Below are 20,325 nucleotides of genomic sequence, written 5' to 3' on the forward strand. Positions count from 1 at the left end.
GGGATGCGCGGCGGCCCGCCGCTCAGGCGCCGGCGCGCGGGTTGAGCATGTCGAACACCTGCTCGAACCGGCCTTCCGCCTCGGCGCGCCGCAACGGTTCCACGCGCTGCACGCGGATCTCGGCGGGCATGGGGCGCGACTCGAACAGGGCCATGGTCTCGGCGATGTAGTCCTCGAGCGGCATCGCCCGCGGGTCGGCGGCGTGGCCCGGCATCAGGTCGGTCTGCACGGAGGGCGGGATCAGTTCGAAGACCTCGACGCCGGTCCCTTCCAGTTGCCGCCGCAGGGAGATGGTCCACGAGTGCAGCGCCGCCTTGGTGGCGCCGTAGGTCGGCGTGCCGACCAGCGGGACGAAGGCCAGGCCCGACGTCACGTTGACCACGGCCGCCGCCGGCCGGGTGCGCAGGTGCGGCAGCAGCGCGGCGGTGAGGCGGATCGGGCCGAGCAGGTTGGTCGTCACCGTCGCTTCGGCCGCTGCGGTGTCGACGGTGTCGGCGGTCAGGTCCTCGGAGAGCATGACGCCGGCGTTGTTGACCAGCACGTTGAGGTCCGGGTGGCGCTCGCGCAGCGCCGCCGCGCCGTCGCGGATCGATGCCGGATCGGCCAGGTCGAGCGCGATCGAGGCCATGCCCGGGTTGGCGGCCACGGTGTCCCGCAGTTTCGCGGTGTCGCGCCCGGCGATGACGACGGTGTTGCCGCGCTGCCGGAACGATTCGGCCAGCCGCCGGCCGATGCCGGATCCGCCGCCGGTGACGAGAATGGTGTTGTTGGACGGGTTCATGTCTGGGGCTTCGATTTGGGGGAGTCCAGTAGACGCGAACCGCCCGGCGTGGACTTGTCCGTTCCGCTTCGAACCTTGCCTGATCCGACCGCAGCGCCCCGGTGCGGCCGGATCGGCGCTTAAACTGCATCCCGACAGGAGGCAGCCGACGTGGAAGCGCTCAAGCAGGCCGTGCTCCGCTATGCCGATGCGCACGCGGACGCCGATGGCATCGCCCACACGCCCGTCCCGGGGCTGCGGATGATGCGGGTGCGCGCGCCGACCGGACCGATGCGGTCGGTGTACCGGCCGCTGGTGTGCCTGATCCTGCAGGGCGCCAAGCAGATGACGGTCGGCGGCGAGCGGCGGCTGTTCCGGGCCGGGCAGTCGGCCATGGTCGGCGTCGACGTGCCGGTGATCGGCCAGATCGTCGAGGCCAGCCGTGATGCGCCCTACCTGGCGGTCGCCGTCGAGCTCGACATGGCGATCCTGCACGACGTGGCGTTGCGCACGTCGGCCGGGCCGCCGCCGGGGCATGCGGGGACCGCACGTGTGTTCGCCGACGACCTGGACGACACCATCGTGAGTTGCGCGACGCGGCTGATGCGCCTGCTCGACCACCCCGGCGCCGAGCCGGTCGTGCGTCCCGCCGTGCTGCAGGAGCTGCACTACTGGCTGCTGGCGAGCCGTCACGGTCACGAACTGCGCCGGCTCTCGCTGCCGAACGGGCAAGTCCGGCGGATCGCGGCGGCTGTCGAACTCGTTCGCCAGGAGTTCCGGCAACCGTTGCCGGTCGAGCGGCTGGCGGCCGTCGCCAGCATGAGCCCGTCCGCGTTCCGTCGGCACTTCAAGGCGACCACGTCGCTGGCGCCGCTGCAGTTGCAGAAGCAGCTGCGCCTGATCGAGGCGCGCCGGCTGATGATGACGCAAGGCTGGACCGCCAGCCGCGCCGCGGCCGAGGTCGGCTACGTCAGCGTCCCGCAGTTCACCCGCGAGTACCGGCGCATGTTCGGCGCGCCGCCACGCCGGGACGCGGCCGCCGCGGCGGTCGCCTGAGGTGCGCCGGCCGGCCCGCCGGCGCACCTCGCGGTGACCGTTCATTGGGCTGGCAGCGGCGCCAAAAGCCCTCCCCTTCAAGGGGAGGGTTGGACGGGGATGGCGTTGCTTCAGCCGGACCCCGCCTCATCATCCGCGATGGGAACCGGCAGCATGCCGGTCGCGCGCTGCGTTCACCGGCCTGGAATCCCGCCTTCCCCGATCGCCTCCAGCGCGCGCGCCAGCACCGAATCCTCGGTCCCGATGGGCAGCGGCGTCGGGATCGCGATGTCCGGGACCACCCCGTGCGGCCGCGGATCGCCGTTGGGGCGCAGGATGCGCGCCTTGGGATAGCCCACCTCGATGCCGGTGCGCGGCAGGGTGAAGGCCTCCATCGCGCCGTAGGTGCTGGCGAGGTCGGCGGTTTCCTCGCCGAGCACGGTGCCGAAGCCGTAGTCCTGCAGGACGGCGGCCACCAGCACGGTGTTGGAGTAGCTGTGGCGGTTGACCAGGGCGTACACCGCGCCTTCGAAGCGGGGCGCGGGACGCGGCGCGGTCTCGGCGATCGGGAACGTCATGATGTCGCCGGGCGCGTGCCCCGCGTAGGCCGCGGCCAGTTGCGCGGAGACGCTGTCCGCGTCGCCGCCCTGGGCGTCCAGCCGGCGCTGGTTGGCGGCGACGGTGGCCCCGCTCACCCGGATCTCGAAGCCCTCGCTGAAGCGGAACGGGCGGTCGGCGAACCAGGCGATCATGTGGTCGCTGAAGGAATTGTCGCCGCCGGGGTTGTCGCGCAGGTCGATCAGCAGGCGGGTGGCGCCGCGGGCGCGGAAGTCCTCGAACGCCGCGTCGATGAACCGGCGGAAGGCGGCCGGGTCCCAGGGATGGTCGGCCTCCGGACGGTTGTCGTAGAACGGGCCGGGGCGCAGGTAGGCGATGCCGTCGTCGAGCATGCGCGCCTCGCGGGTGTTCCAGTCGAGCTCGAACCGCGCCGGCGCGGCCTCCTCGGCGGCCCGGAATGCGGCGCGGTCGCGCGCCGGCACGTCGAGGGCGAACCGCCGGCCGTCGGGCTTGGAGAAGCTGGCGTGGAAGCGCTCCACCTCGCCCAGTTCCAGCCACACGAGCAGCGGCAGCCGGGATTCCAGCTGCGCCCAGGCCATGTAGTCGTTGTCGGCGGACACGTGGGCGCGCATGCGGGCGAGCCAGTCCAGCGCCGGCATGCCGTCCACCGCCTCCAGCCGGTCCCCGGGCGTCAGGCCGGGCAGGCCGGCGGTGCCGTCGATCACCCAGGCGGCGCCGCCCTCCACCCGCACCCGCAGCGGGAAGGCCTTGCCGCCGCCGTCGCGGAACGCTTCCCAGGCGTCCATGGGCGGGTCGATGCGCGCGTGGGCGACGTTGCCGTAGGCCACGAAGCGCTGGAACGCCACCCGCGCCTGCACCGGCGTCAGCGGCCGGTCGAAGCCCGCGCGCATGGCGCGGAAGCGGGCGTCGTAGTCGTCGCGGTCGCGGCGGGCGTAGAGGTCGTAGTGGGCCGCTCGCAGGCCGGCGTAGAGGGCGTCGAAGTCGGCGCGCAGCGTGTCGGGCGCGAAGGTCTCCACGGCCGGGGGCGCGGCGGTCGCATCGGCCGCGTCGGAGCAGGCGGTGGCGAACGGCAGCAGGATGCAGAGGCAGGCGCGCAGGGGCAGGGACGAGGGCATGGAGGCTCCGGACGTGGGGCCGCGGACCGTCCGCGGCTTGCCGCCCGATGGAACGCCGGCCCATCCTATCGGGCCATGACGGAAGGCTCCCGCTTTCCTGATGGTTTTCTCGCGACGGGATGGTGTTCGTGGAATCGATCGGTTGCGGCGACGTGCTGCACGTGGGCGACTGGCGTGCCGACCGCGCGGCGGGCGAGCTGAGCGGGCCCGCGGGCACGCGGCGCCTCGAGCCCAAGGTGATGGACCTGCTGTTCCTGCTGGCGGCGCGGCCGGGCGAGGTGCTGGGGCGCGAGGCGATCATGGCGGCGCTGTGGCCGGGCGTGGTGGTGGGCGACGACAGCCTTGCGCGCACCGTGTCCAAGCTGCGCCAGGCGCTGGGCGACGACGCCCGCGCGCCGCGCTACGTCGAGACGATCGCCAAGCGCGGCTACCGCTGGTGCGGACCGGCGGCGGCCGCGGGCGATGCCGATGGAGGGACGGGGCGGCATCGAGGCACGCGGCGCGGCGTGGTCGCCGCGGCGGTGACGGCGGGCGTGCTCGCCGTGGCCGCGGCGGCGGCGTGGTTCGGACGCGACGCCCCCGATGCGCCGCCGGCGGCGGAGGCGGATGGTCGCGCCGCGCTGCTGGCGCGCGCCGACGACGCCTACTTCCAGTTCTCGCGGGCGGACAACGAGGCCGCGATCGAGCTCTACCAGCGCGTGCTGGGCCTGCGGCCGGAGGATTCCGCGGCCATGGCGGGGCTCGCCAACGCGCTGGTGCAGCGGGCGCTGCGTTGGCCGCAGGTCCCGGGCGCGGAGGTCGTGGAGTTTCGCCGGCTCGGCGACGCGCTCGCCAACGGCCACCTGGCCCGCGAGCCGCAGCGCGCGCAGGTGGCGCGCGCGCGCCTGCTGGCCGAGCGCGCGGTCGCGCTCGCGCCGGACTCGTCCGCGGCGCACAAGGCGGTCGGGTTCGTCGCCGGCGCGCAGGGGCGGTTCGAGGACGCGCTGGCCGCGTACCGCCGCGCGGTCGCGCTCGATCCCGACGCCTGGGGCCCGATGATCAACATCGGCGACGTGCTGGAGATCACCGGCCGCGGCGGCGAGGCGCTGCCCTGGTTCGAGCGCGCCCATGCGGCGATGGAGCGGACGTATCCGGACGCCCCGGCGCAGGTGCGGCCCTGGCAGGCCTCGCTGGGCGTCCTGATCGCCACGCGCCTGCGGGCGAAAGGCGATCGCGCCTCGGCCGAGAGCTGGTACCGCCGGGTGCTCGCGCAGGCCCCGCTGGATGTGGCGGCGACCGCCGGCCTGGCCGCGCTGCTGCGCGAGGGCGGCGACGCCGAGCAGGCGCAGCGCCTGTGCGACGAGTTGCGGCAGCGGGTGTCCGCCGCCTGCGAGTGACGGTGCATCGGGAGTCGTCGAATCCGACGCGGCCGGTTCGTCGTTGGAACGAAGGCATGCACGGGCCCGGGCGGGCGCGGCACGCCGGATCGCGATCCATCGTCCCACACGGAGACCCGCGTCATGCGACTGATTCCCTACCTCAACTTCGACGGCAAGTGCGGCGAAGCCTTCGACTTCTACGCCGCCGTCCTCGACGGCACCATCGATGACCTACGGCGAATCGCCCATCTGCGACGAGATGCCGGCCGACAGCCATGACCGGATCATGCATTGCCAGCTGGAGGCCGCCGGGACCACCCTGATGGGCGCCGACGGTCCGCCGCGGCACGGCGGCTCGACCACCTGCATCAACATCGACGTCGACAGCGTCGAGGACGCCGAGCGCATCTTCGCGGCGCTGGCCGATGGCGGGCAGGTGCAGATGCCGATCGACGAGACGTTCTGGGCGCATCGCTGGGGCGTGCTGACCGATCGCTTCGGCAAGCCGTGGATGGTGAACTTCCTCAAGCGGTGCCCGGGGTGATCGCGCGGCCGGGATCGGCCTGAGACAGGTCGCCGCGCGACGCGCGGACGGCCTTGCCGCGGAGACGGTGGAGCCGATACCTCCGAGGCGGGTACCCTGCGCGTTCGACCAGCCTTCGCACACGGCGCACCATGAACGAGACCGACACCCTTTCCGAATATCTCGTGCTCTCGCGCGGCAAGTGGGACGAGGACCTGCCGCCGGCGCGGCTCCAGGCCGCCATCGATGCGTTCTACGGCTGGCATGAGAAGTGCGTGGCCGAAGGCCGGATGCGCGGTGGGCAGCGGCTGCGGCCGGAAGGCCGGCGGGTGTCGCGGCGGGGGACGACGGACGGGCCGTTCGCCGAGAGCAAGGAGGTGATCGGCGGCTACTGGACGATCCTGGCCGGCAGCCTGGACGAGGCGGCCGCGCTGGCGGCGGAGAATCCGTGCATCGCCTGCGGCCTGGAGTTCGAGATCCGGCCGGTCGATCCGGAGCGGGCGCGCGCCGACGTACCGGGCAGCGAGACGCCGCGCCAGGCAGTCCGTCCCGCTGTGGTGGGCGACGAGCCGCCGCCAGGGGCGGGCGCCGCCGAATAGCCGCCAGGATGGACCCGGCTGCCCATCCGTGCCGTCCGCGGCCGCGGTCCCTGCCGCATCGTGGCGGCAAGGACCGCCTGGCGGCGCGCTCCTGCGGAAACGGCGTCGTTCAGGCGAGCCGTTCCTTCAACGCCTGCCGGTAGCGCCGGCTCACCGGCACGGTGTCGCCGCCGTGCATGTGCGCGCGGGCGTCCCCGGTGTCGAAGGGCTCGATCTCGCGCACGCGGTCGAGGTTGACGATGGCGCTGCGGTGCACGCGGGCGAAGCCGCGGCCGTCGAGCCGGGCCTGGATCCCGGCCATGGTCTCGCGCAGCGGGTACAGGCGTTCGCCGACATGCAGGGTGACGTAGTTGCCGGCGGCCTCGATCCAATCGATGTCCTCCACCCGCACCAGGAACTCGCGGCCCAGCTTCTTGATCAGGAAGCGGTCGGTCACCGGCTGCGCGGGCAGGTCCTCGCGGCCCTCGGTGAGGAATCCGGCCTCGCCCTGCCAGCGGCGCAGCACGAAGCGGTACAGGTAAACGGCGAGCAGGAAGTAGCCGTAGGTGCGCACGTCCTTGAGGTATTCGTAGCCGAGGTTGGTGGACAGGTCGCCGAAGCGGTAGTCCGACCCCATCCAGGCGTAGACGGCCTCGCGCAGGGCGACCATGCCGGCCACGTGCAGCAGCGAGAACGGCACGCTGAAGGCCAGATGCGCGGCGGCGTTGCGCGCGATCCGCCCGCGCTGCAGGGAAAAGCGGCGGTCGAACGCGAGCAGCGCCGGCACCAGCGCCAGCAGGACCAGCGCGCTCGACCATTCCCACGCCCAGGGCTCCCAGCGCGCGGTCTCCGACGACCCGGAGCGGGCGATGTCGATGTTGGTGACGATGCTGTTGGCAACGGCGTGGATACCGAGGATCAGGATCCAGAAGCCCGCTTCGAACGGGCGCCGGTGCCGGAGGTAGGTCTGCGGTTGCACGAGGGTTCCGTCCGGACGGCTCCGGGCAGTGTAGAGCGGAGCTCGCTCCGCCGTCCTCGGCTCCGGGGCCGGGAGCAGCGGAGCGAGCTCCGCTCTACGGGGGGTGGGCGTCGCCCCCGGTTCGTCCCCGTGGTCCGCCACTCGTCCCGCGGGCGCGGCGTGGCGTCACTTTCCGCTTTCGGCGCCGCCGCCGCCGCCGGACGCTGGCGGCCCCGAACCGACGAGCGCCGCGATGACATCCTTCCCCGTTCCCGCCCACGGCCGGTCCCGCCGCCACGACATCGACGCGTTGCGCGTCCTCGCCTTCGCGGTGCTGATCCTCTATCACACCGGCATGTTCTACGTGGCCGACTGGGGCTGGCACATCAAGTCCGCCTACGCCGCCGAATGGCTGCAGTGGCCGATGCTGCTGGTCAACCCGTGGCGGATGTCGCTGCTGTTCCTGATCTCCGGCCTGGCGGTCAACTTCCTGCTGCGCGGCACCGGCGGGGCGGGCTTCGCCCGCGACCGGCTCAAGCGCCTGCTGCCGCCGCTGCTGTTCGGCATGGCGGTGGTGGTGCCGCCGCAGGCCTACCTGCAGGCCGTATCCAACGGCGCCTTCGAGGGCAATTACCTGCAGTTCCTGCTGCACTACTTCACCTTCCGGCCGTGGCCGCCCGGCGCGTTCGACGGCTCGGACATCGGCATCACCTGGAACCACCTGTGGTACCTGCCGTACCTGCTGGCGTATTCGCTGCTGCTGGCGGCGCTGCTGCCGCTGCTCGGCAGCCGCGCCGGCCATGCACTGCGCGACTGGTTTCGCGGCCTGCGCGGGCTGCGGCTGTGGCTGCTGCCGGTGCTGCCGGTGGCGGCGGCGACCTGGCTGCTGGCCGGGCGCTTCCCGTCGACGCACGACCTGATCCACGACTGGCACAACCACGCCATCTACCTGCCGATGTTCCTGTTCGGCTACTGGATCGGCGCCGACGCCGGCCTGTGGGCCGAACTGCGACGTTGCCGCTGGTGGCTGCTGGGCGCGGCGGTGGCGACGTTCGCCGCGTTCCTCGCGCTGCTGGTGGGGACCGGGCCGGACTCCGGGTCCGAGTTCGCGTGGGCGGCCTACGCGTTCGCCAGGCGCCTGAACAGCTGGACCTGGATCCTGCTGGTGCTCGCCTGGGGCCATCACCTGTTGAACCGCCCGTTCCGCTGGCTGCCGTACGCCAGCCAGGCGGTCTATCCCTGGTACGTGCTGCACCAGACGATCACGGTGGCCGCCGGCTACAGCCTGGCGAAACTGTCGCTCGGGCCGGTTGCCGAACCGCTGCTGGTGATCGCCATCACCGTCGCCGGCTGCCTGCTCGTCACCGAGTACCTGGTCCGTCGCGTGCGCGTGCTGCGGCCGCTGTTCGGGATGAAGACGGCCGCGCCGGCCGCGGCCGCGCGGCGTTGCGCCGACACTCGGCTGCGGGTCGAGCAGTCATAGGAACCGGGAACGCGCATCGCCCGGTACCGATCGACCAGCCTCTGGATTCGCCCTTGTGGGAGCGACGGAAGTCGCGACGACGGCCCCTGCATGGTCGCGACTTCCGTCGCTCCCACAGGAGTGGCGCCCGCGGACCCCCCCGGCATGGCCGCCCACAACTGCAGCGGCGGCTGCCGGCACGGCTTCCGCCGTTTCCCTGTGGGAGCGACGGAAGTCGCGACAGCCGGCGCCTTCGGCGTACGACGGCCGATCCGGTTGATCCACGCCGGTCCGTCCGCAGCGGAATCGCGCATGGGCCGCTACTTGGCGCGCCAGTCGCCGTCGTCGCCCTTCTCGTATTTGTCCTTGACCGCGGACCAGGCCACCTTGTGCGCGGTCTCCTCGCGCGAGGCGTCGCCGCGGCGCTCGCCCGGTTTGTCGTATTGCTCCCAGGCGCTGTTGAAGGCTTCCTTGTAGATCTCCTGCGCGTGCTTGGGCACGTGGTCGCGGACGTTGTCGGGCAGCTCGGCGATGCTGTGGTACGGCATGGCGGTCTCCTGACGTCGGGTGGTTGCCGCCACTTTGCGACGGCGCCGGTTAGGCGTCCGTGATCTCGTGGTGAATCACGCCGGTTCGACGCGGGCCGTCCCAAGGTGACGTTTCCCGCCGGGGTCCTGCGCATGCGACAGCATCGTGCCGGCGACGATCCGCCGCCCGCGCAGGACCGGGCGCAGCACATGAGGCATGCATGAACCAGCCAGAACAGCAGCAGGACGTTCCCGGGACCGAAGCCGGGCTCGAGCCGAAGGCCGATCACGGCGAAGAGAGCTACAAGGGCAGCGGCAAGCTCGGCGGCAGGGTGGCGGTGATCACCGGCGGCGACAGCGGCATCGGCCGCGCGGTCGCGATCGCCTTCGCGCGCGAGGGCGCCGACGTGCTGATCAGCTACCTGTGCGAGGACAAGGACGCCGAGGAATCGAAGCGCTGGGTGGAGGACGCCGGCCGCCGTTGCGTGCTGGTGCCCGGCGACATCGCCGATCCCGCGCACTGCCGCGCGATCATACGGCGCACCCTGGATGAATTCGGGCGGATCGACATCCTGGTCAACAACGCCGCCTACCAGATGACGCGCGAGTCGATCGAGGAGATCCCGGACGAAGAGTGGGACTACACCTTCCAGGTCAACGTCACCGCGATGTTCCACCTGTGCAAGGCGGCGGTGCCGCACATGCAGCCGGGTTCGGCGATCATCAACACCTCGTCGATCAATTCCGACAAGCCGCGGCCGACGCTGCTGCCGTACGCGACCACCAAGGGCGCGATCGCCAACTTCACCGCCGGCCTGGCCGGGCTGCTGGCGGAGAAGGGGATCCGCGTGAACTCGGTGGCGCCGGGCCCGATCTGGACGCCGCTGATCCCCTCGACGATGCCGCCGGAGGACGTCAAGACGTTCGGCTCGCAGGTGCCGTTGAAGCGGCCGGGCCAGCCGAAGGAGGTCGCGCCGGTGTTCGTCTTCCTGGCCTCGGACGACGCGAGCTACGTCACCGGTGCGCGTTACGCGGTGACCGGCGGCACGCCGATCCTCTAGGCGCAACGGCGACCGGAGTGCTCTTTCTACGGAACGGAGCCGTGCTGCGGGCGCGCCTTGCCGCGCAAAAAGGTCCGGGTGACGCCATCGTGCTCACGCCGGGCGCGGCCGCGCGGCCGCACGGTCGGCATCGGGCGGGGACCTGCTAGATTGGCCGTCCGCAACCGGCAAGGAACGGGGCATGGCTTCGGCAGCGCAGGATCTGGAGTGGTTCGTCCGCGAGGCCCTTGCGAGGGGCGAGCCGAGAGCGGCGATCGAGGCGGCGCTGACCGCGGCGGGGTGGCCGCCGGAACAGATCCGCGGCGCGCTCGGCGCCTATGCGGAGGTCCCGTTTTCCGTGCCGGTTCCGCGGCCGCGGCCGTACCTGTCGGCGCGCGAGGCCTTCCTCTACCTGGTGCTGTTCGCCACGCTCTACGTCGCCGCCTACCACCTCGGCAGCCTGCTGTTCGACCTGATCAACCGCGCGCTGCCCGATCCTGCCGATCCCGACTACGTCGTCGGCGGCCTCGCGCGGTCGATGCGCTGGTCGACCGCCTCGGTGATCATCGCGTTCCCGGTGTTCCTCTACGTCGCGCACTACCTGGGCAGGGAGCTGGCGCGCAACCCGGTCAAGCGGCTGTCGACGGTGCGCCGCTGGCTGACGTACCTGACCCTGTTCCTGGCGGCGGCGGTGCTAGTCGGCGACATGATCACGCTGGTCTACAACCTGCTCGGCGGCGAGTTGACGTTGCGCTTCCTGCTCAAGGTGCTGGTGGCGGCGGTGATCGCCGGCGCGATCTTCGGCTACTACCTGCTGGACCTGCGCCGCGAGGAGAAAGAGGCGTGAGCGCGGATGGCGTCGGCAGCGGAGCCGGGCGCTGGCTGCTGGTGGCCGCCGGCCTGGTGGTGGTCGCGACGGTGGCGGCCGCGGTCGCGGTGATGGGCACGCCGGCGGCGCGGCGCGAAGCGAAGCTCGACGACCGGCGCGTGCGCGACCTGCAGCGCATCGGCGTCGCCGTCGACGATTATCGCGAGCAGCACGACGCGCTCCCGCCCGACCTGGCCACGCTGGCCGGCCGGCCGGGCCAGCGGCTGGCGATCGCCGATCCGGTGAGCGGCACGCCCTACGCGTACGAGATCACCGGCGAGCGCAGCTACCGCTTGTGCGCGGTTTTCACCACGGACACCGCCGAGGTCCTGGCGGATGTCCGGTGGTCGAGCGAATGGAATCACGGCGCCGGGCGTCAATGCTTCGAACGCAGGAGCGGGAAAGGCGGCTCGTGACGCTCACCAGCAACCCGGTTCCGCCGGGACGGTCGAAGTCCGACTCCTGTGGCCGGGCCGGCATCACCACGCGTCGCGCGCCATCCGTTCCTCGATCGCGGTGAACGCCGAATGCGCACCGACCGGCGCGTCGGGCACGCCGGTGGCGAAGTAGGCCACGCCGGTCCCGGTTTCGCGATCCAGCCACAGGCCCGACAGCAGCCCGTAGGCGGCGCCGGCATGGCCGACCCGCGGCACGCCGTCGCCGAACGGATCGTCGCGGCAGCCGTCGCGCGGCGTCGCCAGGACCTGCACGGCCAGGCCGTAGCGGCACATGAAACCCTGCCGCGACTGCCCGCTGTCGTCTTCCTCGAAGGTGATGCCGTTGCCGGGCGCCCAGGTCCACAGCGGTTGCGCCAGCGTGCGCACCGACTCGGGGCTCAGCAGGCGTACGCCGTCGACGCTGCCGTCGCCGAGCAGCAGCCGGCCGATCCGGGCGAGCCCGATCGCGGAGATGCGCAGCCCGCCCTGCGGCGAGAACAGCGCGCCGTTCACCCCGGGCCGCCAGTCCCCCAGGTCGCAAGCGCCGTCGCTGGCGCGGTTGACCGGGCACGCCGGCTTGCGGCCGCGGTTGTCGTCGCGCACCGGCGTGCCCTCCGCGTCGTACAGCACCACCGCGCGCGCGGCGGTGGCGGTGTCGCACAGTTCCCAGTTGAAGCAGCCGGCGATCCCCAGCGGGCGCAGCACCAGCGCGTCCATCAGCCGGTCGAAGCGCTCGCCGGTGGCGTTTTCCATCACCGCGGCGACCAGCGGGAAGTTGAGGTTGGCGTAGCGGAAGTGGGTGCCCGGCGCATGCGCCGCGTCCCATGCGCGCGGGTCGTCCAGAATGTCCTTCACCGCGCCGTCCAGCGGCACCGCGTAGTAGCCGGCCGCATCGGTCAGGCTCGAGCGGTGCGACAGCAGCAGGCGCAGGGTGATGGGCCGGTCGGGATGCCGCGGGTGCCGCAGCGACCAGCCGAGCAGGTCCGATACGTCCGCGTCCAGGTCCAGCTTGCCGGCCTCCACCAGCCGCATGACGGCGATCGCGGTGGCCAGCTTCGAGATCGATGCGACCCGCACCGGATCCTCCGCGCCGATGGCGCGTCCGGCCGCCACGTCGGCCAGGCCCCGGGCGCGGATCGCGGTGACGCCGTCGCGGTCGAACGCGACGCGCACCATGCCCACGGGTTCGGCGGCGTCGAGGCCGCCGGCGACGGTCAGCGCGACGGCCAGGCAGCAGGATCGCAAGCGACGCAACATGATCGGATGTCCATGGTGTGGGTGGATGCGCGCCTTCCGGCAAAGGCGGCGGCCGCGGCTGCGCCCATCCTACGGAACCGCCGTGCGCGCCGCGAGGCGCGCCGCGCCGGTTGACGCGGGCCTCACCGGCCGCCCCGATACTGCCCTGCATGCCCGAGGGCCCTTCCATCGTCATCCTCAGGGAAGCGGCCGCGGGTTTCGCCGGCCGCAAGGTGCTGCGCGTCGGCGGCAACAGCACGCAGGACATCGGCCGCATGGCCGGGCGCAAGGTGCTCGGCGTGCACAGTTGGGGCAAGCACTTCCTGCTGGCGTTCGACGGGTTCTTCCTGCGGATCCACTTCCTGCTGTTCGGCAGCTACCGGATCAACGAGCGCCGGGACACGCCGCCTCGGCTCAGCCTCGGTTTCAGCGCAGGCGAGGAGCTGAACTTCTATGCCTGCTCGGTGCGCTTCGTCGACGGGACGCCCGGCGACGTGTACGACTGGAGCGGCGACGTGATGAATCCGCACTGGAGCCGGTCCAGGGCGCGGCGCAAGCTGAAGCTGAGGCCGCAGGCATTGGCGGCCGACGCGTTGCTCGACCAGGACGTCTTCGCCGGCGTCGACAACATCATCAAGAACGAGGTGCTGCACCGCATCCGCGTGCACCCGGAAAGCCGCATCGGCGCGCTGCCGCCGCGCAAGCTGTCGGAACTGATCGACCAGGCACGCGAGTACAGCTTCGATTTCCTGAGCTGGAAGCGGGCGTTCGTGCTGCGGCAGCACTACCAGGTGCACACGAAGACGGTCTGCCCGCGCGACGGCTGCCGGCTGAGCTACCGCAAGCACCTGGGCCAGGCGCGGCGCCGCGCATTCTTCTGCGAGGCCTGCCAACGGTTGTACGCCGAGGGCGCGGACGGCGACAGCGCCGGCACCGACGCCTAGGGGCGCGCCAGGCGCGAGATGCACGCGACGCCGGCGGCGCCGGACGCCTGGCGTGTGCGGCGGCAGCAGCCGGATCGTGCGCAGGGCGCGCCTTTGTGGCCGGCCGCTATGCAGTCCGGCTACTTCCTGGGCTTGCGCCCGCGCGTCGCCGGTTGTGCCGGCGCTTCCGGCGCCTGCTGCTTGACCGCGGCGGTCTTCGCCATCGTGCCTTCGGCCTTCCCAAGTTCGATGCCGGTAAGGGGATTGACGGCTGGATTCGACACGGTGCGCTCGGCCATCGCCGCCACCACGCTCTTCTCCTTGCGGCCGAGCTTGACCGAAGACATCCCGTCCCCACCGCCGGCGGCGACGAACGTGGCGGGATCTCCGTCGGCGTAGCGGAAGTTCTCGTCGCTGTTCCAGGGACCGCGCATGTCGCCCTCGCCCTGCGAGGTGTTGACGTACATCTCCTCGAACTCCGGCATCCCGGCCAGCTTGCCCGGCGGGAAGTTCGGCTCCATGGCGTACAGCGCCTTCTCGAACGATTTCTGGTGCGCCATTTCGCGTGTCATCAGGAAACCCAGCGCCTCCTTCACCCCGGGATCGGAGGTGACGTTGATCAGCCGCTCGTAGACGATCTTGGCGCGTGCCTCGGCGGCGATGTTGGAGCGCAGGTCGGCGGTGGGTTCGCCGATGCTGTCGATGTAGCCGGCCGTCCACAGCTGGCCGCCGGAATTGGTGAGCGCGGGGCCGCCGCCGTACAGCACCTGGGTGACATGGGAGTCGTTGCCGGCGCCCTGCAGCGAGCGGAACAGTTCCGCCTCCTCCTCCACGGCCTCGGCCAGGCGGCCCTTGGCGCCCTTGTTGAGCATCGCGACGATCGTGCCGATCACCTCGAGATGGCTGAGCTCCTCGGTGGCGATGTCGAGCAGCATGTCCTTGCGCCCCGGATCGTCCTCGGCCAGCGCCTGGGTGAAGTAGCGCATCGCCGCGGCGAGTTCGCCCTGCGGACCGCCGAACTGCTCGAGCATGAGGTTGGCCAGGGCGGGATTGCTCTCGGACACGTGGACCGAGTACTGCAGGCGCTTGTTGTGGGCGAACATGGAATTCTCCGTTGGGGCGAGTGGCGTGGCCGGGATGCGCGTCGTGCGCCGGAAAATCGAGTGTCGCGGCGTCCGGATCAAGATGCCGCGAATTCCGCGCACGTTTTTTCGTGGCCGGATGCACGACCGACAACCGCGCACGGCTGAATGCGCCACGGATGGATGCGCACGTGCGCCGCACGTACGCGAGCGCAGTCACGAGCGCGGCATGCTCAGGCCTTCGGCGCCGGGTGCCGTGATGGCTGCGCGGCTTCCCAGTGCGTGCGATCGTCGTGGACCTCGGCGTAGCGGTCGTGCACGTGGCGGCTGATGTAGGTGCTCAGGCCGCGTCCGGAGGCCGCCAGCCTGCACATCCGTGCGAGCCGGCCGGGACCGGCGCTGTCGGCGGTATACACGTAGACCGCGCCGGATCGGAACTCGACGGCGATCGCTTTGGGCAGCAGCGCGTACGCGACCACGCCGCTGTCGCCGTGGAGATCCGCGTAGCGCTTCATCCGTCCGCCCACGCGCGGCGTCACGGGTTCAGTCCTCCGATGACCACCGCGAAAGGTCCTGCTTCACTGCGTCGATGCCTTGCCATGGATCCTTGCGCCGCCGCTTCAGCCGCGCCGGCACGTCGCGCATCGTGAATGCGTCGGGCCGCTTGAGCCTGGACAGCTCGCTCCATGCCAGCGGCAGCGCCACCGGCGCGCCGGGTCGCGCGCGAAGCGAGTACGACGCCACCGCAGTCGCGCCGCGGCCGTTGCGCAGGTAGTCGACGAAGATCTTCCGGTTGCGCAGCTTCAGCGTCGACACCGCGACGAAGCGCAGTGGCTCGGATCTCGCCAGGGCATCGGCGAAACCGTGCGCGAAGCGCTTCACCAGGTCCCATTCGCAGCCCGGGGCGAGCGGGACCACCACGTGCAGGCCCTTGCCGCCGGTGGTGCGCAGGAACGATTCCAGCTCCAGCTGCCGCAACAGCTTGCGCACGTTCACGGCGGCGCGCTTGACCTCGGCGAACGGCACGCCGGGGCCGGGATCGAGGTCGAACACCACGCGGTCGGCCAGGTCCGGCGCGTCGGCGCGCGCGCCCCATGGATGCAGCTCCAGCGTGTTGAACTGCACCAGTTCCATCAGCCCGGCGGCGTCCTCGACGACCAGGTAGTTGGCGCTGTTGCCGGCCTCTTCCTTGAGCCTTGCGAACGACACCGCCTCCAGTCCTGCGGTGTGGTGCTTCTGGAAGAAGCACGGCTTCTCCGAGCCGTTCGGGCAGCGGATGATCGACAGCGGCCGGCCGGCGATTTCCGGCAGCACGTGGTCCATCACCGCCTGGTAGTAGTCGGCCACGTCCTGCTTGGTGGCGCGGATGTCGGGGAAGACGACCTTGCCGGGGCTGGTGAGCCGCGGCGCCGCGCCGTTCACCGGCTTCGCGCGCTTGGCCGGGACCTTCCTGCGGGTGCCGGCGCCGCGGTCGCCGCCGTCGTTCCGCAGGTCGGCCACGTCCTTGTCCGCGCGCACCGCCTTGAGCGAGGCCTGGCGCAGCAGGCCCTGGCGCCCGGCGCCGCGCGAGAACACCTCCACCACGAAGCGCGGCGCGAACCACTTCGCCGTGCGCAGGTCGGTGTCGTGCTCCGGCACGCGCACCGTCGGCGCCTTGCGGCCGGCCTTGCCGATGCGCCGGCTCAGTTCCTCGATGAGCTGCTCGCTGAAGCCGGTGCCGACGCGGCCGGCGTAGACCCAGCCGCGCCCGGGATCCGGCCGCGCCAGCAGCAGCGATCCGAATCCGCTGCGCGCGCCCTTGGGCGCGGTATAGCCGACCACCGCGTACTCGTCGCTGGCCAGGTGCTTGGTCTTGCGCCATTCGTCGCTGCGTCCGTCGCGGTAGGGGCGGTCGCCCCGCTTGGAGATGATGCCCTCGAAGTGGCGCTCGCCCGCCAGCGCGTACGCCGCGTCGCCGTCGCCCTCGATGTGCGAGCTGAAGGCCAGGTGCGGCGGCGGCTTCGCCAGCACCTGCTGCAACAGCGCCTTGCGCTCGGCCAACGGCGCCTCCGAGACGTCGATGCCGTCCAGGTGGAGCAGGTCGAACAGCACGTAGACCAGTACGCCCTGCTTCTCGCCGGAGAGCGTGGCCTGCAGCAGGCCGAAGTCCTCGCGCGCGCCGCTGCCGGCGATCAGCTCGCCGTCGAGGGCGGCGGAGGTCAGGTTCAGTTGCTCGACCGCCGCGTGGATCTCGGGAATGCGCTCGCTCCACTCCAGCGCGTTGCGCGACCACAGCCGCACCTGGCCGTCGTCGATGGTGGCGAGGATCCGGTAGCCGTCCCACTTGAGTTCGTGCAGCCACTGCCCGCCCTTCGGCGGCGCGGTCCCGAGTCGCGCGAGCTGCGGCACGAACGGCCCTTCCGGCGGCTTGCGCTTGCGCGCGTGCGTCAGCGCCGAGGCGGCCTTCGACCAGTCGCGCTTGCGCCGGCGCGCCGGCGCCACGGCCTTGCGCCGCTTCTTCGCCGGCTTGCCGCTGCCGGCGCGCCTGGCGTCCGCCTTCGCCGGCGGGGTGACGCCCGACAGCAGGTCGTCGGCTTCCAGCGCACCGGCGAAGGCATCGTCGTCCTTGAACAGCAACCATTGCGGCTTGCTGCCGGACCTGCCCGAGCGCACCAGGTGCCAGCCGCCCTTGAGCTTGTCGCCGAACAGTTCGAAGCGCAGGTGCCCCTTGGCCAGTTGCGCCTCGGCATCGCCCTCGGTGGCCCAGACGCCGCGGTCGAACCGCGCGACGTGGCCGCCGCCGTATTCGCCCTCCGGAATGTCGCCCTCGAAGCCGGCGTAGTCGACCGGATGGTCCTCCACCTCGACCGCCATGCGCTTGACCTTGGGGTCGTAGCTCGGCCCCTTGGGCACCGCCCAGCTCTTGAGCGCATCGCCGACCTGCAGGCGCAGATCGTAGTGGCGGCGGCGCGCGTGGTGCAGCTGCACCACGAAGATCGCGCGCTTTCCGCGCGGCAGCCGCTTGCCCGGCTCCGGCTCCCGGGTCCTGGTGAACTGGCGCTTGCGCCGGTACTCGGTGAGGCTCATGCCGTTGCACCGTGGCCGCGGCGCCATCAAGACGACGCGAAGAAGCGCGGGCGGCTGCGGCCCGCGGCGCGCCCGGCTTGGCCCGTGTTCGTGGGAGCGACGGAAGTCGCGACGGCTTCACCGTCCGTCGCGACTCCCCGGCGGTGGCCCCCGCCGCTCCCGCTGGCAGGCAGGCGCAAAAGAGCGGAGTGCCGCTCAGGCGGGTTCGAACACCACGTGCACGCAGCCGTCCTGCTTCTTCTTGAACATCTCGTAGCCGCGTACGGCATCCTCCAGCGGCATCCGGTGACTGGCCAGGTACGAGGGCAGCAGCTCGCCGCGCTGGGCGTGCTCGAGCAGGCGCGGCAGGTATTTCTGCCCGTGCTGCTGGGCCGTGCGCACGGTCAGGCCCTTGTTCATGACCACCCCGACGGGAAACTTGGCTCAGGCTGCGCCGCACCCGGGCGTCGCCGAACCGGGGATGGTCGCCTTCGGCTTTCATCGCCGCTCCTGGGCCTCGTTCGATGCAGGAGGTATCGCAAGAGCGGTGCCAGCGTGGGCGGCCCGCAGGGCGGCGCGCATCGCGGCGTCGCCACGGAGCCAGCGTGCCGCTTACGGCCTGGCCTGCGGCCGCCTGCCGGCGCGCATCGCCGCGCATCGCCGCGCATGTGCCGCGCATGCAGGAGTTGCAGTCCGCGCGCCGCAGCGCGCCGTGGCCGGCCCGGCCGACGGGCGATCGGGTGCGCGATGCGATGCCGGTGAGGGCGCGCGCACGCATGGCGCGACCCGCGTCGGGAAGAATGCGCACGCGTCTTCACGGTGGCGCGAGCCGCGGTGCGCTTGGATGGCGACCCCCGTCCACGGTGAAGACAGCCATGCGCGATATCCTCGAGACGCTGAAGAGCGAACACGACGTGCTCCGCGACCTGTTCGCGAAGATCAACGCCACCACCGACCGCGCGGAGAAGACGCGCACCGAGTTGCTGGACAAGATCGAGGCCAATCTGATTCCGCACGCCAAATGGGAGGAGCTGGTGTTCTATCCCGCCTTCGCGGAGCGCGCCTCCCACGACCAGCTCTTGCAGCATTCCGAGGCCATCCAGGAGCACCGCGCGGTGGAGTTGGCGGTGCTGCCGGACCTGCATGCCTCGCCGCCGACCTCGCGGCAGTTCGCCGGCTCGGTCAAGGTGCTGTCGGAGTTCATCGAGCACCACGCGGAGGAGGAGGAGAAGGAGATGTTCGCCTCCGCGCGGGGCCTGTTCACGCCCGAGGAGCGGGCCGACCTGGACCGCCAGTACGAGGAATGGAAGGCCTCGTCCGCGGCCGAGGCGATCCAGGCGCAGGCCAAGATCAAGACCGCCGCCAAGGCGATGTTGCGCATGCCCAAGGCGCCCGGGTGATCCGCTGTCCGGCGCGCGGGCGGCCCCGGCAGGTGCCGTCTCGGCGGACCGGCTACATGCGGCGATCCGATCGCGAGGCCGCGAGGCGCGCGCGGAACGGTGTGGTGCCCGGTCGTCGCTTCCCGTTGATGCTGCAATGCACAATAATGTCGTGATCTCCCCGTGGGACCCGACATGGCAGACAGCCGCACCCCGGCCGCGCGGCCGCTCGCGCGGCGCGACACCGCCCTGATCCTGTTCGCGCTGGCGATGGGCGGGTTCGCCATCGGCACCAGCGAATTCGTGCCGATGGGCCTGATGCCCGACCTGGCGCGCGGGCTGGCGGTCGACGAGCCGCAGATCGGGCACGCGATCAGCGCCTACGCGCTGGGCGTGGTGGTGGGCGCGCCGCTGCTGGCGATCCTGGGCGCGCGGCTGCGGCGCCGGCCGCTGCTGCTGGCGCTGATGGGCTTCTACGCGCTCGGCAATGCGGCCACCGCGCTGGCGCCGGGCTACCACGCGCTGCTGGCGGTCCGCTTCGTCGCCGGGCTGCCGCACGGCGCGTACTTCGGCGTGGCGGCGCTGGTGGCGGCCTCGATCAGCCGGCCCGACCAGCGCGGCGCCGCGGTCGGTCGGGTGATGCTGGGCCTGGCGATCGCGCTGCTGATCGGCAATCCGTTCGCCACCTGGCTCGGGCATACGTTCCACTGGCGCTGGGCCTTCGCGCTGGTCGCGGGCATCGCGCTGCTGACGGTGGTGCTGGTGGCGCGGTTCCTGCCGCCGGATCCGGACGAGCCGCGGCAGGATCCGATCCGCGAGCTGCGCGACTTCAACCGCTCGCAGGTGTGGCTGGCGCTGGCGATCGGCGCGATCGGCTTCTCCGGCATGTTCTGCGTCTTCAGCTATCTCGCGCCCACCCTGGTGCACGTGACCGGGGTGGCGGAGTCTTGGATTCCGCTGGGGTTGGTCGCGTTCGGCGTCGGCGGGGTGATCGGCAGCCTGGCCGGCGGCTGGCTGTTCGACCGCCTGCAGTTCCGGGCCGCCGCGGTGGTGCTGGTCTGGTCGGCGCTGGTGCTGCTGGCGTTCCCGTTCGCGGCGCAGTCGCCGTGGCTGGTGCTGCCGGCGGTGGTGGCGGTGGGCACCATGGGCGCGCTGGCGCCGATCCTGCAGACGCAGCTGATGGACGTGGCCGGCGGTGCGCAGACGCTGGCGGCCGCGTCCAACCATTCCGCCTTCAACGCCGCCAACGCATTGGGGCCGTGGTTGGGCGGGATGGCGATCACCGCCGGACTCGGCTGGACCTCGACCGGCTACGTCGGCGCGGCGACTGCGGTCGCGGGCCTGCTGGTGTACGTCTGGGCGCGCCGCGACGCGCGCAGGCTGCGGCTGGCGTCCTGCACCGGCTGAACCCGGGCGGCGC

Annotated in this window: 20 protein-coding genes and 1 pseudogene; 12 read left to right on the forward strand and 9 right to left on the reverse strand. The window is 71.9% G+C overall.

Annotation, left to right across the window (positions count from 1 at the left end; translation table 11 throughout):
* Positions 1-22: 22 nt before the first annotated feature.
* Positions 23-781 (reverse strand): SDR family oxidoreductase, encoded by a 759-nt coding sequence (locus tag U3649_RS05155; RefSeq protein WP_407353806.1) that lies wholly within the window; start codon positions 779-781, stop codon positions 23-25.
* Between the two features lie 150 nt (positions 782-931).
* Here U3649_RS05155 and U3649_RS05160 point away from each other — a divergent pair, with 150 nt between their 5' ends.
* A complete protein-coding gene (locus tag U3649_RS05160) occupies positions 932-1,816 on the forward strand; it encodes an AraC family transcriptional regulator N-terminal domain-containing protein (protein ID WP_407353807.1) in 885 nt (294 codons plus the stop codon).
* Between the two features lie 173 nt (positions 1,817-1,989).
* On the opposite strand, the gene U3649_RS05165 is transcribed toward U3649_RS05160, so the two are convergent.
* The gene (locus tag U3649_RS05165; RefSeq protein WP_407353808.1) at positions 1,990-3,489 is read right to left on the reverse strand and encodes a S41 family peptidase; all 1,500 of its coding nucleotides are present in this window, start codon (positions 3,487-3,489) and stop codon (positions 1,990-1,992) included.
* A gap of 128 nt (positions 3,490-3,617) precedes the next feature.
* Between U3649_RS05165 and U3649_RS05170 the strand changes: the two genes are divergently transcribed.
* From U3649_RS05170 to U3649_RS05185, 4 genes are all read left to right on the forward strand, one after another.
* A complete protein-coding gene (locus U3649_RS05170) occupies positions 3,618-4,865 on the forward strand; it encodes a winged helix-turn-helix domain-containing protein (protein WP_407353809.1) in 1,248 nt (415 codons plus the stop codon).
* 123 nt (positions 4,866-4,988) lie between these two features.
* Positions 4,989-5,126: a hypothetical protein gene (locus tag U3649_RS05175; protein WP_407353810.1), complete on the forward strand. Its 138-nt coding sequence runs from the start codon at positions 4,989-4,991 to the stop codon at positions 5,124-5,126.
* Positions 5,127-5,133: 7 nt separating this feature from the next.
* Positions 5,134-5,391, forward strand: a complete 258-nt coding sequence (locus tag U3649_RS05180; RefSeq protein WP_407353811.1) for a VOC family protein — start codon at positions 5,134-5,136, stop codon at positions 5,389-5,391.
* Between the two features lie 131 nt (positions 5,392-5,522).
* On the forward strand, positions 5,523-5,969 hold the full coding sequence (locus U3649_RS05185; RefSeq protein WP_407353812.1) for a YciI family protein: 447 nt from the start codon (positions 5,523-5,525) through the stop codon (positions 5,967-5,969).
* Positions 5,970-6,078: 109 nt separating this feature from the next.
* Here U3649_RS05185 and U3649_RS05190 read toward each other — a convergent pair whose 3' ends face one another.
* Complete coding sequence (locus U3649_RS05190; protein ID WP_407353813.1) at positions 6,079-6,927, reverse strand: LytTR family DNA-binding domain-containing protein; 849 nt, start codon at positions 6,925-6,927, stop codon at positions 6,079-6,081.
* A gap of 232 nt (positions 6,928-7,159) precedes the next feature.
* On the opposite strand from U3649_RS05190, the gene U3649_RS05195 reads away from it, so the two are divergent.
* Positions 7,160-8,389: an acyltransferase family protein gene (locus U3649_RS05195; RefSeq protein WP_407353814.1), complete on the forward strand. Its 1,230-nt coding sequence runs from the start codon at positions 7,160-7,162 to the stop codon at positions 8,387-8,389.
* A 299-nt stretch (positions 8,390-8,688) separates the two neighbouring features.
* Here U3649_RS05195 and chaB read toward each other — a convergent pair whose 3' ends face one another.
* Positions 8,689-8,916 (reverse strand): putative cation transport regulator ChaB, encoded by a 228-nt coding sequence (gene chaB / locus U3649_RS05200; RefSeq protein WP_407353815.1) that lies wholly within the window; start codon positions 8,914-8,916, stop codon positions 8,689-8,691.
* A 200-nt stretch (positions 8,917-9,116) separates the two neighbouring features.
* On the opposite strand from chaB, the gene U3649_RS05205 reads away from it, so the two are divergent.
* The 3 genes from U3649_RS05205 to U3649_RS05215 all read left to right on the forward strand — a co-directional run bounded on the left by U3649_RS05205 (position 9,117) and on the right by U3649_RS05215 (position 11,219).
* Positions 9,117-9,956: an SDR family oxidoreductase gene (locus tag U3649_RS05205; protein WP_407353816.1), complete on the forward strand. Its 840-nt coding sequence runs from the start codon at positions 9,117-9,119 to the stop codon at positions 9,954-9,956.
* Positions 9,957-10,137: 181 nt separating this feature from the next.
* A complete protein-coding gene (locus U3649_RS05210) occupies positions 10,138-10,782 on the forward strand; it encodes a DUF5671 domain-containing protein (RefSeq protein WP_407353817.1) in 645 nt (214 codons plus the stop codon).
* Positions 10,779-11,219 (forward strand): hypothetical protein, encoded by a 441-nt coding sequence (locus tag U3649_RS05215; RefSeq protein ID WP_407353818.1) that lies wholly within the window; start codon positions 10,779-10,781, stop codon positions 11,217-11,219. The genes U3649_RS05210 and U3649_RS05215 overlap by 4 nt, the downstream gene beginning before the upstream one ends.
* 63 nt (positions 11,220-11,282) lie before the next feature.
* Here U3649_RS05215 and U3649_RS05220 read toward each other — a convergent pair whose 3' ends face one another.
* Complete coding sequence (locus U3649_RS05220) at positions 11,283-12,497, reverse strand: serine hydrolase domain-containing protein (protein ID WP_407353819.1); 1,215 nt, start codon at positions 12,495-12,497, stop codon at positions 11,283-11,285.
* A 149-nt stretch (positions 12,498-12,646) separates the two neighbouring features.
* Here U3649_RS05220 and U3649_RS05225 point away from each other — a divergent pair, with 149 nt between their 5' ends.
* Positions 12,647-13,420, forward strand: coding sequence for a DNA-formamidopyrimidine glycosylase family protein (locus U3649_RS05225; RefSeq protein ID WP_407353820.1), 774 nt, complete (start codon positions 12,647-12,649; stop codon positions 13,418-13,420).
* 119 nt (positions 13,421-13,539) lie between these two features.
* Here U3649_RS05225 and U3649_RS05230 read toward each other — a convergent pair whose 3' ends face one another.
* From U3649_RS05230 to U3649_RS05245, 4 genes and pseudogenes are all read right to left on the reverse strand, one after another.
* On the reverse strand, positions 13,540-14,502 hold the full coding sequence (locus U3649_RS05230; protein ID WP_407353821.1) for a manganese catalase family protein: 963 nt from the start codon (positions 14,500-14,502) through the stop codon (positions 13,540-13,542).
* 212 nt (positions 14,503-14,714) lie between these two features.
* A complete protein-coding gene (locus U3649_RS05235; RefSeq protein WP_407354548.1) occupies positions 14,715-14,996 on the reverse strand; it encodes a hypothetical protein in 282 nt (93 codons plus the stop codon).
* A 28-nt stretch (positions 14,997-15,024) separates the two neighbouring features.
* A complete protein-coding gene (ligD, locus tag U3649_RS05240) occupies positions 15,025-17,547 on the reverse strand; it encodes a DNA ligase D (protein ID WP_407353822.1) in 2,523 nt (840 codons plus the stop codon).
* Positions 17,548-17,742: 195 nt separating this feature from the next.
* Positions 17,743-17,967: pseudogene (locus U3649_RS05245) on the reverse strand (glutathione-dependent formaldehyde dehydrogenase); the annotation flags it as partial.
* 434 nt (positions 17,968-18,401) lie between these two features.
* Between U3649_RS05245 and U3649_RS05250 the strand changes: the two are divergent.
* Together U3649_RS05250 and U3649_RS05255 are read left to right on the forward strand one after the other, a co-directional pair.
* Positions 18,402-18,926, forward strand: a complete 525-nt coding sequence (locus U3649_RS05250; protein ID WP_407353823.1) for a hemerythrin domain-containing protein — start codon at positions 18,402-18,404, stop codon at positions 18,924-18,926.
* A 174-nt stretch (positions 18,927-19,100) separates the two neighbouring features.
* On the forward strand, positions 19,101-20,312 hold the full coding sequence (locus U3649_RS05255) for an MFS transporter (protein ID WP_407353824.1): 1,212 nt from the start codon (positions 19,101-19,103) through the stop codon (positions 20,310-20,312).
* Positions 20,313-20,325: the final 13 nt, after the last annotated feature.

The organism is Luteimonas sp. R10, from assembly GCF_045689605.1.
Taxonomy (GTDB): Bacteria; Pseudomonadota; Gammaproteobacteria; order Xanthomonadales; family Xanthomonadaceae; genus Luteimonas.